The organism is Shewanella sp. Isolate8, from assembly GCF_022398495.1.
GTDB classification, from domain to species: Bacteria; Pseudomonadota; Gammaproteobacteria; order Enterobacterales; family Shewanellaceae; genus Shewanella; species Shewanella aquimarina.
Genome location: NZ_JAKEVI010000001.1, coordinates 610,380 through 624,787, shown reverse-complemented (window position 1 = coordinate 624,787; position 14,408 = coordinate 610,380). Strand labels below are relative to the sequence as shown.

Sequence of the window (14,408 nt, the reverse complement as noted above, 5' to 3'; positions counted from 1 at the left end):
AGGGAGCTTTAATCAGTAATATCGATTAGCCTGTCTTCATATCATTGACCGACTGCAACATGGCGCGGCTCTCACGCTGGAACTGAGGCGCGAAATCTCCAAACCAGGCCGCCACGGCCTCGAACTCACGAATGAAGCCTTGTCTGTCGCCGCGTTTGAGCAACTCGAGTGCCTGGGCATAGTTATCCAGGTAATCCCCTATTGCGGTCAGGCTCTCCTGTTGGGCGAAGATGATATCGGCATAGAGTTCGGGACTCTGGGCAAACAGGCGCCCGACCATCGCCAGTTCCAGCCGGTAGATGGGCGAGCTGAACTGCAATAGATTGTCGATATCGGCCGCCTCGCGATAGAGGTTCAGACCGTAGACGAAGGAGGAGAAGTGGCGCATCGCCTGCACCAGCTGCATCGCCTTGTCGTGCTGCTTAGCATCGGCCTCGACCAGGCGAGCGCCCCATATGCCAATCTGCTCGAGCAGCCATTCATATTGCTCGCGACCTCGACCATGACACACCACCACCACCTGCTTGGCCAGGCTGCCCACATCAGGGCCGAACATGGGGTGCAGACCTACTACCGGGCCTTGATGGCTGGCGAGCATCGCCTCGAGCGGCTTCTCCTTGATGGAGGTGAGATCGGCCAGGATACAGCTGCTTGGCAGGCTGGTAAGCTTGTCGCGAATGAGCTCACAGGTGATGCTAATAGGCACAGTGACTATCACCATCCCTGCCCCATCGAAAATCGCCTCGGCCTGCTGCCAGTCGTCTTTATCAAGAGATTTCATCTGATAGCCGGACAGACTCAGCATCTGCGCAAACAGGCCGCCTAGCTTGCCCTGACCACCGACGATCACCACATGGCCCAGATCTGTCTTCACCTGCTTGAAGCCGACATCTTTCTCGTTGAGATAGGACTCGCGCATCAGGCGGCGCAGAATATCTTCGATCAGCTGAGGCGAAACATTCATCTTTGCTGCCTCTTCCCGACGCTTGGCCAACATGGAGGCCTCGCGCTGAGGCGCGTAGATAGGCACCCCGGCTGCATGCTTGACCCCGCCCACCTGGGCCACGAGGTCCAGGCGTTTACGCAGCAGATGCAGCAGCTGTTGATCGACGCTGTCGATATGTTCTCTTAATTTTTCAAGCTCTTTGGTGGTTTTCTCACTCATTTGCGCACTTTCCATCAGGCATTAACCGCCTTGAGCATAGCAAATCTGCTGGGTAAAACCGATGCCAATTGTGCGGCCCCCTGACGCAGGAGATCCTCTGTGGTCTGCCAGTCGATGCAGGCATCGGTAACCGACACCCCGTAGGCCAGCTCACTCATCGGCTTATCGCTGCTCTGGTTGCCCTCATTGAGGTGGCTCTCCAGCATGACACCTATGATCGACTTGTTGCCGTTGGCGATCTGCTCGAACACATCCTGACAGACACTCGGCTGCCGAGTATGATCTTTACTCGAGTTACCATGACTGCAATCCACTATCAGTCTGGCGTTGAGCTTGGCCGCATGCAGCTGCTGCTCACACTCGGCGACGCTCGCCGCATCATAGTTAGGCGTCTTACCGCCACGCAGGATCACATGACCATCCGGGTTACCCGCGGTTTGCAGCAAGGCGACCTGCCCCGCCTGGTTGATCCCCATGAATCTGTGGCTGCTGGCCGCCGATTGCAGCGCGTTGATCGCCACCCCCAGCTTGCCGTCTGTGCCGTTCTTGAAGCCAACCGGCATAGAGAGCCCCGAGGCCATCTCCCTGTGGGTCTGAGACTCTGTGGTGCGCGCGCCGATAGCCGACCAGGTGACCAACTCAGAAATATATTGCGGACTGATGGGATCCAGCGCCTCGGTAGCCACCGGCAAACCAAGCTCCGCCAACCAGATCATCAACTCTCTCGCCTGGCGTAAGCCCTTCTCGACATCGAAGGACTCATCCATGTCGGGATCGTTAATCATCCCCTTCCAGCCCACCGTGGTTCGAGGCTTCTCGAAGTAGACGCGCATCAGGATGTAGAACTCATCTTTAAGCTCGTCGTGTAGCGTCTTGAGGCGCAGCGCGTACTCCTTGGCCGAGGCGATATCGTGGATAGAGCAAGGTCCGCTGACCACGAGTACACGATTATCTCGCTTGTGTACTATGTCCGCCACAGTGCGGCGTGCATTGAGTACGTAGTGATAGGCGGCAGTCGACAGGGGCAGTTGTTGTTTTAACTCTTCCGGGGTCACCAGCACCTTCTCCGAGCTGATGTGAACATTATTAATCGTATCTTGCTGCATACCTGTCACCAACCTAGTGTGTCTTCTCTAAAATGCAATATCGTAATGGTACACCATTACATCTGTGAGCTAACTATGCCTGCTGCATAAATTTAGATCAAGCAGAAATTTGCTTTTCAAACAGAATTCACGATCGAAGCGGTAAAAGCCTCTATCAGCGCTGGCTGAAGAGACAGTTTTAGCCAAGATAGGTTTTACCAAAAGAGATATAGCCTTTAGGGGTTGCTGTGTGGGAGAGGATAAGGAAGGAAAATGGAAAGAAACAGCCTAAGGCTATGCTATGGATAACAGCACAACTCATTAGCGAATGCCTAAAAACAAAAACCCGCCATAAGGCGGGTCATTGTGCGAACACTGCATCTTTTTTTACGTTTTAGCGATAGCTTACTTAGCAAGCTTCTCGCGGATACGTGCAGACTTACCTGAACGCTCACGTAGGTAGTAAAGCTTAGCACGACGAACACGGCCGCGACGCTTAACTTCGATGCTAGAGATGAGCGGGCTGTGAGTTTGGAACGCACGCTCAACACCTTCGCCATTAGAGATCTTACGTACAGTGAATGCAGAGTGCAGACCACGGTTACGCTTAGCGATAACAACGCCTTCAAACGCCTGTAGACGCTCTTTACCGCCTTCTACAACACGTACTTTTACAACTACTGTGTCACCTGCACCAAATTCTGGTACGTCTTGCTTCATTTGCTCATCGTTGAGCATTTTAATGATGTTATTCATGAATAAACTCCATACTAGTAATAACTGACCACTTTTACTCGCCTGCTTGGGCGGTATTAACAAACTCGGCTAATAGCTTGGTTTGTTCGTCAGTCAGAGCTAGATTTTCAAATAATTCTGGTCGCCGCAGTAAAGTTCTTCCGAGACTCTGCTGCAATCGCCAGCGTCTAATATTTTCGTGGTTGCCACTAAGCAATACCGCCGGTACATCGATACCATCTAGGCTTTCGGGGCGAGTATAGTGGGGACAATCCAGTAATCCGTCAGAGAAGGAATCCTGCTCTGCCGACGCCTGCTTTCCAAGAACACCTGGAACCAAACGTGAAACCGAATCGATCAGCGTCATCGCTGGGAGTTCACCGCCCGAGAGCACGTAATCTCCAATCGACCACTCTTCATCCACTTCCGTCTGAATAATGCGCTCATCGATACCTTCGTAGCGACCACACACTAAAATCAAACGCTCCGATTTAGCTAACTCTTCGACGCCCTGCTGAGTCAGCTTGCGTCCCTGAGGAGAAAGATAAATCACCTTAGCCTTATCACCCGCAGCGGCTTTCGCTGCATGGATGGCATCACGTAGAGGCTGCACCATCATCAACATGCCAGGTCCGCCGCCATAAGGCCTGTCGTCCACTGTTCTATGTCTATCATGGGTGAAATCTCGAGGATTCCACGTTTGCAACTCTAACAAACCGTTACTTACGGCCCGACCCGTTACACCAAAGTCTGTTACGGCACGAAACATCTCTGGAAACAGGGTGACTACCCCTAACCACATCTGTTGCCCCTCGACTTAGAAGTCCGGATCCCAATCCACTAAAATTTGTTTTTCCGCCAGATTCACCTCGAGGATGAACTGCTCGGTAACAAAAGGAATCATACGTTCCGTTTTGCCAAAGCCATCTTTCGCGTTGGCCTTCACAAGTAGCACGTCGTTCGATCCTGTTTCCACGATCTGGTCGACCTTGCCCATGTTGTAGCCTTTAGTATTCACCACCTCACAGCCGATAAGATCACGCCAGTAGAATTCATCTTCCGGCAGCTCCTTCATCGCCTCGGCGGGAATGGCAATCTCACAGTTGGTGAGTATTTGCGCTTGGTCTCGAGTGGTTACGCCTTCCAGGGCGGCGATAATCGCCTTACCTTGGTAACGCCACTGTGCAACCTTGACTTCGCGCCATTCGCCTTGCTCTTTAATCAACCAAGGTGAATAGTCAAAAATATCTTCGACAGAATCGGTATAGCTAGTGATCTTCAACCAACCTTTAATGCCGTGACTAGCGCCTAATTTGCCTAGTAAGACAGGTTCTTGGTGACTACTCATCAATCTATACCTAAACGCTATTAAGCAGCAGCTTTACGAGCGTCTTTGATCAGTTTCGCTACACGATCTGTAGTAGCTGCACCGTTAGCAACCCAGTGATCTACACGATCAAGATCTAAGCGAAGAGCTTCTTCTTGACCACGAGCAACAGGGTTGAAGAAGCCAACACGTTCGATGAAACGACCGTCACGAGCGTTACGGCTGTCAGCAACAACGATGTTATAAAATGGACGCTTTTTTGCGCCGCCTCGAGCTAAACGAATGGTAACCATGCGTCTTTTATCCTCTAATGATTTGCTTCGTTCTGAAGCAAAAATAAAAACTGGAACCCCGTGTTCGCGAAGAGTCCCAGATAGAAAGCCGCACGATTCTACCTGAACCGGCGACAAATGCAACGTTTTTCACGCAAAAATAGCAAGCCCACCAAGGGTCGAAAACCCTTAATGGACTTAGCTAAATCTATACAAAGTCAGACGATTAACGTCCGGGCATTTTCATCCCGGGAGGCAGCATACCACTCATGCCACGCATCATCTTCTTCATGCCACCTTTACCCGACATCTTCTTCATCATCTTCTGCATCTGAGTAAACTGCTTGAGCAGACGATTGACGTCCTGGATCTGGGTGCCTGAACCCATGGCGATACGACGCTTACGAGATCCCTTGATGATCTCTGGACGCTTACGCTCGCCTGGCGTCATGGAGTTAATAATAGCCTCCATTTGCCCGGTTAGCTTGCCGTCCTGCACCTGAGCCAGGGCCTCTGGAGGGAGTTGACCGACACCGGGCAGCTTTTCGAGCATGTTCATCATGCCGCCCATGTTCTTCATCTGTTGTAGCTGCTCACGGAAGTCTTCTAAATCGAAGCTACCGCCTTGCTTGACCTTAGAGGCCAGCTTCATCGCCTTTTCTTTGTCGACGCCGCGCTCGACTTCTTCGATCAGGGAAAGCACGTCTCCCATACCCAGAATGCGCGAGGCAACACGGTCCGGATGGAAAGGCTCGAGCGCATCTGTCTTCTCGCCCACCCCCAGGAACTTAATCGGCTTACCGGTAATATGGCGAATCGACAGCGCAGCACCACCGCGGGCGTCACCGTCGACCTTGGTCAGTACCACACCGGTCAGCGGCAGGGCTTCGTTGAAGGCCTTGGCGGTGTTAGCCGCATCCTGACCCGTCATGGCATCGACCACAAACAGGGTTTCTACAGGTTTGACCGCGGCGTGCAGCGCCTTGATCTCCTCCATCATGCTCTCATCGACATGCAGGCGACCCGCGGTATCGACGATCACCACATCGATAAATTTGAGCTTAGCGTGAGCCATGGCCGCATCGACGATATCGATAGGCTTTTGTGATACATTCGATGGGAAGAACTCTACCTCGACCTCATTGGCCAAGGTTTCCAGCTGCTTGATCGCCGCCGGACGATAGACGTCGGCACTGACCACCAGCACAGATTTCTTCTGTCTCTCGCGCAGAAACTTAGACAGCTTGGCGACACTGGTCGTCTTACCCGCACCTTGCAGGCCGGCCATCATGATCACCGCAGGTGGCTGCGCCGAGAGGTTCAACGCCTCGTTGGCTTCGCCCATGGCATTTTCGAGCTCACTCTGGACGATTTTGATGAAGGCCTGGCCTGGGCTCAGGCTCTTGGTGACCTCTTGGCCTACGGCACGCTCTTTAACGCTGTTAACGAAGGCGCGTACAACGGGCAAGGCGACGTCGGCTTCCAGCAGCGCCATGCGCACTTCGCGTAACGTTTCTTTAATATTGTCTTCTGTTAAGCGACCACGACCGCTAATATTTTTCAGGGTGCGTGATAATCTGTCAGTGAGGTTCTCAAACATTATCGCGTTCTTTACCGTTTAGAATTTACATGATTGGGCCAGTATTATAGCGATGCACAGATATTATGCTACCGCACAGCGTAAGTTATGGCTTTGGCAAGTTAACTGCCATAGGATAAAAATGTCAAAACTTAGGAGTAACGCTCAGAAAGTGCTAATTTTTGTGTGTAAAGCCTCTGCCCAAAATAGCATCCATCGTGTTATTCTAACGATCAACTAAGGATAAAAACTCGACCGCCTCACGCGCGTCGATAACCACAAGAAAGCTCACATAACGATAGGTTAATTTTCGATGGTGATTTTTTCGGCTTCAGCCATTTTCTTCTACAGTATCGCGCTCGTCTTGGTCATCAGTCGACTGTTTCATGCCGATGGCCCTAACCGTAAAGCCGTTGCCGCCTTCGCCGCCGTGGCCGTGGTGCTCCATGCCGCCGCCCTGTCTCAGGCCATCTTCACCGGCGACGGTCAAAACTTTAGCCTGACCAATGTGATCTCCATGGTGAACTGGATCATTGCCTTCACCTTTACCATCTTGATGTTCCGCCTCAAGGTGATAGTGGTTGTGCCTGTGGTCTACGCCTGCTCGGTCATCTCAGTGGCTCTGCTGTGGCTGTTACCACCTAAATATATCATCCATTTCGAGCTTTACCCCGAGGTGTTGGCGCACGTGGTACTGTCGCTAATGGCCTATAGCGCCCTGATGATAGCGGCCCTCTATGCCATCCAACTGGCCATGATTCAGAATAAGCTGAAGAAGAAGCAGCTGATGCTGAGCCCGGCGATTCCACCGCTGATGACAGTAGAGAAGCAGCTCTATCATCTGGTGATCATCGGCGTGGTGCTCTTGAGCCTTTCACTGGCAACCGGCTTCATCTTCCTCGACGATATGTTTGCCGACGGCCAAGGCCACAAGGCAATACTCTCTATCATGGCCTGGTTTACCTATATTGCCATGCTGGCACAGCAGTACTGGGTAGGTTGTAAGATCCGGACTGCCGTGGCCTATACCCTGACAGGCGCCACCCTGCTATCGCTAGCCTACTTCGGCGCCCGCATCGTCAAAGAGTTGATCCTGCAATAGGCCAAACACGCTAATCACAGCTTGCTTCACCTAGGTCAAGATGGACTAAAGTGCGACCTAGGTGAACTTGACTCACAGCCCAAATCGCTGTATTTACTAAATCTTAACGCTTTTCTTACTCATCAACGCCAAAGTGGGGCCACTGATTGGAAGCTATATCCACCAGCGTACTTGTCATCATCCTGTTCGTACTCATTGTCATCTCCGCCTATTTCTCCGGCTCTGAAACCGCCATGATGTCGCTCAACCGCTATCGCTTGCGTCATCTTGCCAACAATGGCCACAAGGGCGCCAAACGTGCCATCAGATTGCTAGAGCGCCCGGACAGGCTGATAGGCCTGATCCTGATCGGCAACAACCTGGTAAATATCCTCGCCTCGGCGATTGCCACCATCTTGGGGATTCGCCTATTTGGTGACGTGGGGGTTGCCATCGCCACGGGTGTGCTCACCCTGGTAGTGCTAGTGTTTGCCGAGGTGACCCCAAAAACCGTGGCCGCCCTACATCCTGAACGTATCGCCTTCCCCTCGAGCATATTGCTCAAGGCCTTATTGGTGGTACTTTCTCCCCTGGTGAAGATAGTTAACTTTATCACCTCCAACTTCCTGCGACTGCTGGGGATCCGCTCGGTGAAGGCCGATGATGCCCTGAGTCAGGAAGAGCTGCGCACCGTGGTACATGAGGCCGGCGCCCTGATCCCTCAGCGCCACCAGGAGATGCTGCTCTCTATCATGGATCTTGAAAAGGTCACTGTGGAGGACATCATGATCCCCCGCTCGGACCTCTATGCCATCAACGTCAACGATGACTTTAGCCGCATCAACAAGCAGGTGATTCAGAGCCCACACACTAGGGTTCTGCTCTACCGAGACAATATCGACGATGCCGTCGGCTTCGTTCACCTAAGAGACGCCCTGCGCCTGCAATCCAAGCAGCAGTTTAGTAAGTCATCGCTACTACGCGCAGTAAAGGAGATCTACTTCATCCCAGAGGGCACGCCCCTTAATGTGCAGCTGGCCAACTTCCAGCAGAATAAGGAGCGCATCGGCCTAGTGGTGGACGAGTATGGGGATATTCAGGGACTGGTGACCCTCGAAGATATTCTCGAGGAGATCGTCGGCGACTTTACCACCTCGATGATCACCACGCCCAGCGAGGATATCAACAAGCAGCAAGATGGCAGTTTCCTCATCGATGCCACCATCAACATCCGCGATCTCAACAAGGAGATGGACTGGCACTTCCCTATCGACGGCCCTAAGACACTTAACGGCCTGATATTGGAATATCTTGAGGAGATCCCCGAGCCTAACACCTCAATGCGCCTGTGTGGCTATCCGCTCGAGGTGGTCGAGGTGGCCGACAACATGGTGAAGACGGTGCGGGTGATGCCCCAGCACTACAAGGCGCCAAAGGGCAGTCGCAACTAGTCATCACCATGGCTCAAAAAAGGCGCTCTAAGGCGCCTTTTTGTTATCCCATAGCGACCAAATTTTTAATTGTCATGCTTACTGGCGTGGGTCAGGGCGCGGCGCTTATCTCTTGCCAATGGGGTGATCGCCTCGTCTAAGTCGCGCTCTAATCCAAGCATGAAGTAAAGCTCGGCCATCAGGAAGAAGGGGCCGATCAACAGCTGGTTGAGATCGTCGATAAAGGCCGGCTTAGCCTTCTCATACTTGTGGCCAATCAGCTGAAAAACCCAACCAATGACGAAGACACTGATGGCGATAGGCCAGGCCTGCTCCATTCGAGATACAAAAAAAGAGGTGTAGAGCACGGGCAGGATAAATAGCACCAGCCCCAGCGCCAGTTTGGCATGCAGCGCAAAGTAATAGAGTAGGACGCCGCAGGCAAACAGCACGGCCACATTGAGTTCAAACCCTGTGGAGCCGAAGCTATACAGGCTAAAGGGGATGGTGTTTAACATCACGAAGGCCGACCAGATGATCAGCGGGATACCGACAAAGTGCGTCTTTATGTTGGTGGGGTTGAGGTGAACACTCTTATAGGTGGATAGCTGCTCGATCGCAGATTTCATGACTCGGCTCCATCGTCTTTTTATATTGCGAGACGAAAGCCAGCCCGATTGCGCTAACCGCTATGATTGGCCGGCAGGCTAAATGCGACGTTCGTCTCAGTTAGCCTAACCTAAAACATTTTATTAACACTTGCCAGCGCAAAACCGGAGAGAAATCGATGACAAGGAGACTCGCCTAGAACCTTAAAACGGCAGGCTCTGGCGAGACTCAATCACAATGGGAAACACAGACGGGGAGTTAAACGGCGATGCGCTCAACATCAATTAGACAGTTTCTATAATAACCGTGGCCGTCGCATAGTGCTTCTCGTCGGCGATAGAGATGTGGGCGCGGCTTGCCCCGAGCAGGGCTAATCGCTCAGCCGCACCATCGCGAAAGCTGATAAGCGGCGCACCATTGGCATCGTTGCTTACCTCGATGTGCTGAAAGGAGACGCCGCGGCCAATTCCCGTGCCCAGCGCCTTAGCTGCCGCCTCTTTGGCGGCAAACCGCTTTGCCAAATAGCGACCGGGCTGAGAGGAAGCGAGAAATATCGCCATCTCATCCTGGGTCAGGACACGCTTAGCCAGCGGACACTTAGCCAATGCCGCCTCATCACCGGCCTCTGGCACCTTGTTGGCGATGCGCGCGATCTCGACAATATCTGTCCCTAAGCCAACAATCATATGCCCTTCCCTACCAGCCACAACATGAAGGTTAATTCTAACAATCTGACGACTACTGACCGCTGCGACCTTCGATCATCAGCTGCTTCATGTCGCGCACCGCCTTATCTAGACCGTCAATCGCGGCGCGGGCAATGATGGCATGACCGATATTGAGCTCATACAGCTCAGGAATCGCCGCGATGGGCTTCACATTGTGATAGTGAAGACCATGGCCCGCATTGACCACCAGCCCCTGACCGTGGGCATAGGTTGCCATCTCGGTGATACGTGTCAGCTCCTTGGCCTGTTCGGCGTCTGTCTCCGCGTCGGCGTAACAGCCTGTGTGCAACTCGATAACAGGTGCACCCACGGCAACGGTGGCGTCGATCTGCGTCTGATCGGCATCGATAAACAGCGACACCTTGATACCTAGCGCAGTTAAACGCTCGACCGCGGCGCGAATCTTCTCCTGCTGCCCCGCCACATCCAAGCCACCTTCTGTGGTCAGCTCTTCGCGCTTCTCCGGTACCAGGCAGACATAGGCAGGCTTCACCTCACAGGCGATATCCAGCATCTCATCTGTCACCGCCATCTCGAAGTTCATGCGCGTCTTAATGGTCTTGGCCAGCAGATAGATGTCTCTGTCGCAGATGTGGCGTCTATCTTCACGCAGGTGCACGGTAATGCCTTCGGCGCCGGCATGCTCGGCGACCGCCGCGGCGTGCACAGGATCCGGGTAGCTGGTCCCACGGGCCTGACGTAAGGTGGCAATGTGATCGATATTAACGCCTAGATGAATACGGCTCATGGAAAGTCCTTAAGTGTAGAGTGTCGCGATTGGAATTTTCGCCTATTTTACTCAAGGTTAAGGGAAGGCCACAAGGAAAACACCCGATGAATATGCTCAACTGCCCGCCTCAATCGAGTCTGTGGTGTTACTTGCTGTAACTAGATGGCCTGTTGCCCTTTAAAAACAACGCCCGCGACTTGAGCGGCTTGTCACCCAGCAAGGGGGACAGCAGCTGCCTCATCAGCAACTTAGCCTGTTTAAAGTCGGCCTCATCCAGCTTATCTTCCTCTAAGGCCCGCAGCATCTCGCCGCTAAAATGGTTAGGCTTGGGCCCAAGGGCCGTGCTAAAGCCCTCTTCCGATAAGAGGCGATAGTAGAAGTCGTCTTCGATAGGACTGCCATCAATATCGAGATTCAACGAGGGCATCACACCAAGCTCCTTGAGCAGTGCCAGCTCAAACTGCCTGAGCTGCGCCTCGCTAAAGGCCGCTGCCATGGCCATCAGGGTCTTGTGATAGGTAAAAAAGAACTGCTCAGCACCATGCTCGACCGAGAGGCAGCGCACTAACAGTTCGTTGAGATAGAGTCCGGCAAAACTGTCGCTGCCGCAGAGGGGGACCGCAGGGCTTGCCGCCTCTACCTGATACAGGCTCTTTAGGCTGCTTCGGCCCGACAACTGAAACAGCAGCGGCTGAAAGGGTTGCAATATGCTCTTGATAGAAGTTTTGCCACTGCCCAGGCGCGCGACGGCATCGACCCTGCCCAGGCCGTCCACCAACAGATTGACCAGCACGCTCGACTCCCGATAGGGACGGGTGTGCAGTACATATCCCCTGTGCATTGCCCGCTTCCTTAATCCCTGTTTACCAAAAACAATGCTGACAAAAAAGCCGAGACAACCACAACGTTAGCGTGACTACCTCGGCTTACCTTTATTCTTGCTGGCTTAACTCTCGCCATAGCCTAATGAACGCAGGGCGCGCTCATCATCGGCCCAGCCAGACTTGACTTTAACCCAGACCTCGAGGAAGACCTTGTTATCGAACAGGACCTCCATATCTTGGCGGGCCTGGGTGGCAATAGTGCGAATACGCTCGCCCTTGTTGCCAATAACCATACGCTTTTGCGTCTCGCGCTCCACCAAGATTAAGGCATTAATCTGATAGACGCCGTTTTCCATCATCTTAAACTGCTCTATCTCTACCGTGGCATCGTAGGGTAGCTCGTCGCCGAGGAAACGCATCAGCTTCTCGCGCACTATCTCAGAGGCCATAAACTTCTGAGAACGGTCGGTGACATAATCCTCCGGAAAGTAGTGCGGCGACTCAGGCACAGACTCCAGCGCCAGCTCCATGATGCGCTGCACATTAGTGCCATGGGTTGCCGAGATCGGCAATATCTCATCAAATTCAAACTTGGCCGACAACTCCTGCAGATGCGGGAATAGCGCCTCTTTGTCCTTGATATTATCTACCTTGTTGATCGCCAGAATCGTCTTGCGGCCATCGTCGCGGCTATGGAGCTTCTTCAGCACCATCTCATCGTCGGCGGTCCAGTTGAGACCATCGACGACAAACACCACCAGGCTCACCTCGGCCAGCGAACTAGAGGCCGCACGATTCATCAGACGGTTGATAGCGCGCTTCTCTTCGATATGCAGACCCGGGGTGTCGATAAACACCACCTGACGAGGGCCCTCAGTGTGAATGCCCATGATGCGGTGACGCGTGGTCTGCGGCTTCTTGGAGGTGATAGAGATCTTCTGACCTAGTAGCTTGTTGAGCAGGGTGGACTTTCCCACGTTAGGGCGACCGACAATTGCCACCATGCCGCAGTAGGTCACCTCGTACTGGCTACCACTGCGACCACTGTTCATCCGCGCCAGCAGCTCGTCTAGACTCGGCTCTTGTGCACCTTCTGGCTGCTCGGGTTTATTACTCATTTCTTAATACGCTCCAACACTTCTGCTGCGGCAATCTGCTCCGCCTTTCTGCGGGAATTCGCCACGCCGACAACGGCCTCTTTTAGCTGCTCCACCTTGCACTCTACCGTGAAGGTTTGCGCATGGGCCTCACCACTGATGTTCACCACGGTATAGACAGGGAGCGGCTGTTTAAATCCCTGCAGGTGCTCCTGCAGCAGGGTCTTGGGATCTTTCTGATTCACCGGCTCGATCACCGCAAGGCGGCTCTTATACCAGTTTAGTACTAAAGCACGGCAAGTCTCGATATCGGCATCCAGATAGATGGCACCGATAATCGCCTCCATAGCATCGGCCAGAATAGACTCGCGGCGAAACCCACCACTCTTGAGCTCACCAGGACCCAACTTGAGGTAATCGCCGAGCTTGAACTCTTTGGCGACCTCCGCCAGCATCTTGCCGCATACGAGCGTCGCGCGCATCCGACTCAGATCGCCCTCGGTTGCCTTGGGAAACTGATGATACAAGGCGTCTGAGATGACGATTGAGAGGATCGAGTCGCCTAAGAACTCCAGTCTCTCGTTATGTTTGCTGGCCGCACTACGGTGCGTTAACGCCTGCTCTAGCAGCTCAATCTGCTGAAATTGATAGCCTAATATTCTACCCAAACGCGGTAGATTCTTAATGGGTTCCATCTACACTATTCCGCCTACACGGTTAAAGCGTACGCCGGTCGGCACCCAAGTGGGTAAAAAGTCCGACGGCTTGCGCTCAAATTCAAAACTAATCCAGATCGCCACGGCCTTACCCACCAGGTTGGCCTCGGGCACGAAGCCCCAGAAGCGTGAGTCGGTGCTGTTGTCGCGATTGTCGCCCATCATGAAATACTGGCCCTCGGGCACGATAAACTCGCCCACCGCCAGATTGCCTTCACGGAAATAATAGGAGGTCGGCTCGCCGCGCCCTGGGTTGATCAGGATGTCGTGAGTCACCTCGCCCAGCTGCTCCTTGTAACGCAGCAGCGGGATATTATCCTGGGTAAATTCACCTTGGTTCACACCGACGCGTGCTATCTTCTCGAGCTTAGGACACTCGCTCTGCCCCTCGGGACAGGCTTTCTGAATATAGAGATCCTTGTTGCGATAGACGATGCGATCGCCCGGCAGGCCGATGACACGCTTGATGTAGTCGATCTGGGGGTTTTCTGGGTATTTAAATACCGCCACGTCACCACGCTGCGGCTTACCCGTCTCGATAAGCTCGCTACGCCACACGGGGTCTTTCAGCCCATAGCTAAACTTCTCCACCAGGATGAAGTCGCCCACCAACAGGGTTGGCATCATAGAGCCCGAAGGGATCTGGAAAGGCTCGTAAATAAAAGAGCGGAGGATCAACACGAAAGCGATGACCGGAAAAATAGAACGCGAGGTCTCCACAATCGTCGACTCACGCACGATTTTTTCGGCGCTCTCTTCGCTAATCTCCTGGTTGGCCGCCTGTGCCAGGGCCAGCTTCTGCTGACGCTTAGGCGCTAAGACTAAGGCATCGAACATCCAGATCAGGCCGCTGCCTAGGGTCACCAAGACCAGGATAAGGGAAAAATAAGCTGCCATACGCTAACTAACTCCTGAAAAATGCTCCAGTAAAATAAGGTGTTCATCGCCTGGCTGGCAGGCCATTAGCCCATTTATACTGTAACAAACAAAGCGCCGCAAACCGCGGCGCTCATTATCAATCACTATTAAC

At 53.2% G+C, this 14,408-nt stretch carries 16 protein-coding genes; 2 read left to right on the top strand and 14 right to left on the bottom strand.

Going from position 1 to position 14,408, the window contains the following annotated elements:
• Positions 1–25: 25 nt before the first annotated feature.
• The 7 genes from tyrA to ffh form a co-directional block, all read right to left on the bottom strand.
• Positions 26–1,165, bottom strand: coding sequence for a bifunctional chorismate mutase/prephenate dehydrogenase (gene tyrA, locus L1D43_RS02700; protein ID WP_239849855.1), 1,140 nt, complete (start codon positions 1,163–1,165; stop codon positions 26–28).
• A gap of 14 nt (positions 1,166–1,179) precedes the next feature.
• Entirely contained in the window at positions 1,180–2,271 is a 1,092-nt protein-coding gene (locus tag L1D43_RS02695; RefSeq protein WP_239849854.1) for a 3-deoxy-7-phosphoheptulonate synthase, read from the bottom strand.
• 384 nt (positions 2,272–2,655) lie between these two features.
• Positions 2,656–3,006, bottom strand: coding sequence for a 50S ribosomal protein L19 (gene rplS, locus L1D43_RS02690; RefSeq protein WP_011864870.1), 351 nt, complete (start codon positions 3,004–3,006; stop codon positions 2,656–2,658).
• Positions 3,007–3,040: 34 nt separating this feature from the next.
• Positions 3,041–3,787, bottom strand: coding sequence for a tRNA (guanosine(37)-N1)-methyltransferase TrmD (gene trmD, locus L1D43_RS02685; protein ID WP_239849853.1), 747 nt, complete (start codon positions 3,785–3,787; stop codon positions 3,041–3,043).
• Between the two features lie 15 nt (positions 3,788–3,802).
• A complete protein-coding gene (rimM, locus tag L1D43_RS02680; RefSeq protein ID WP_239849852.1) occupies positions 3,803–4,333 on the bottom strand; it encodes a ribosome maturation factor RimM in 531 nt (176 codons plus the stop codon).
• A gap of 20 nt (positions 4,334–4,353) precedes the next feature.
• Entirely contained in the window at positions 4,354–4,605 is a 252-nt protein-coding gene (gene rpsP, locus L1D43_RS02675) for a 30S ribosomal protein S16 (RefSeq protein WP_011864867.1), read from the bottom strand.
• Between the two features lie 205 nt (positions 4,606–4,810).
• Complete coding sequence (gene ffh / locus L1D43_RS02670) at positions 4,811–6,184, bottom strand: signal recognition particle protein (protein WP_239849851.1); 1,374 nt, start codon at positions 6,182–6,184, stop codon at positions 4,811–4,813.
• Between the two features lie 292 nt (positions 6,185–6,476).
• On the opposite strand from ffh, the gene ccsA reads away from it, so the two are divergent.
• Positions 6,477–7,265 (top strand): cytochrome c biogenesis protein CcsA, encoded by a 789-nt coding sequence (gene ccsA / locus L1D43_RS02665; RefSeq protein ID WP_239849850.1) that lies wholly within the window; start codon positions 6,477–6,479, stop codon positions 7,263–7,265.
• Positions 7,266–7,411: 146 nt separating this feature from the next.
• Positions 7,412–8,695 carry a CNNM domain-containing protein gene (locus L1D43_RS02660; RefSeq protein ID WP_239849849.1) on the top strand — a complete coding sequence of 428 codons (1,284 nt, stop codon included), beginning with the start codon at positions 7,412–7,414 and terminating at the stop codon, positions 8,693–8,695.
• Positions 8,696–8,760: 65 nt separating this feature from the next.
• On the opposite strand, the gene L1D43_RS02655 is transcribed toward L1D43_RS02660, so the two are convergent.
• The 7 genes from L1D43_RS02655 to lepB form a co-directional block, all read right to left on the bottom strand.
• A complete protein-coding gene (locus L1D43_RS02655; RefSeq protein WP_239849848.1) occupies positions 8,761–9,303 on the bottom strand; it encodes an Mpo1-like protein in 543 nt (180 codons plus the stop codon).
• A gap of 264 nt (positions 9,304–9,567) precedes the next feature.
• Positions 9,568–9,969, bottom strand: coding sequence for a holo-ACP synthase (gene acpS / locus L1D43_RS02650; RefSeq protein WP_239849847.1), 402 nt, complete (start codon positions 9,967–9,969; stop codon positions 9,568–9,570).
• 52 nt (positions 9,970–10,021) lie between these two features.
• Positions 10,022–10,759 carry a pyridoxine 5'-phosphate synthase gene (gene pdxJ / locus L1D43_RS02645; protein WP_239849846.1) on the bottom strand — a complete coding sequence of 246 codons (738 nt, stop codon included), beginning with the start codon at positions 10,757–10,759 and terminating at the stop codon, positions 10,022–10,024.
• Between the two features lie 127 nt (positions 10,760–10,886).
• Positions 10,887–11,582 (bottom strand): DNA repair protein RecO, encoded by a 696-nt coding sequence (gene recO, locus L1D43_RS02640; RefSeq protein ID WP_239849845.1) that lies wholly within the window; start codon positions 11,580–11,582, stop codon positions 10,887–10,889.
• 105 nt (positions 11,583–11,687) lie between these two features.
• The gene (era, locus tag L1D43_RS02635) at positions 11,688–12,683 is read right to left on the bottom strand and encodes a GTPase Era (protein ID WP_041510344.1); all 996 of its coding nucleotides are present in this window, start codon (positions 12,681–12,683) and stop codon (positions 11,688–11,690) included.
• Positions 12,680–13,357 (bottom strand): ribonuclease III, encoded by a 678-nt coding sequence (gene rnc / locus L1D43_RS02630; RefSeq protein WP_239849844.1) that lies wholly within the window; start codon positions 13,355–13,357, stop codon positions 12,680–12,682. Before rnc ends, era begins: the two co-directional genes overlap by 4 nt.
• Complete coding sequence (gene lepB / locus L1D43_RS02625; protein WP_239849843.1) at positions 13,358–14,275, bottom strand: signal peptidase I; 918 nt, start codon at positions 14,273–14,275, stop codon at positions 13,358–13,360. It abuts the gene before it with no gap.
• Positions 14,276–14,408 lie beyond the last annotated feature (133 nt).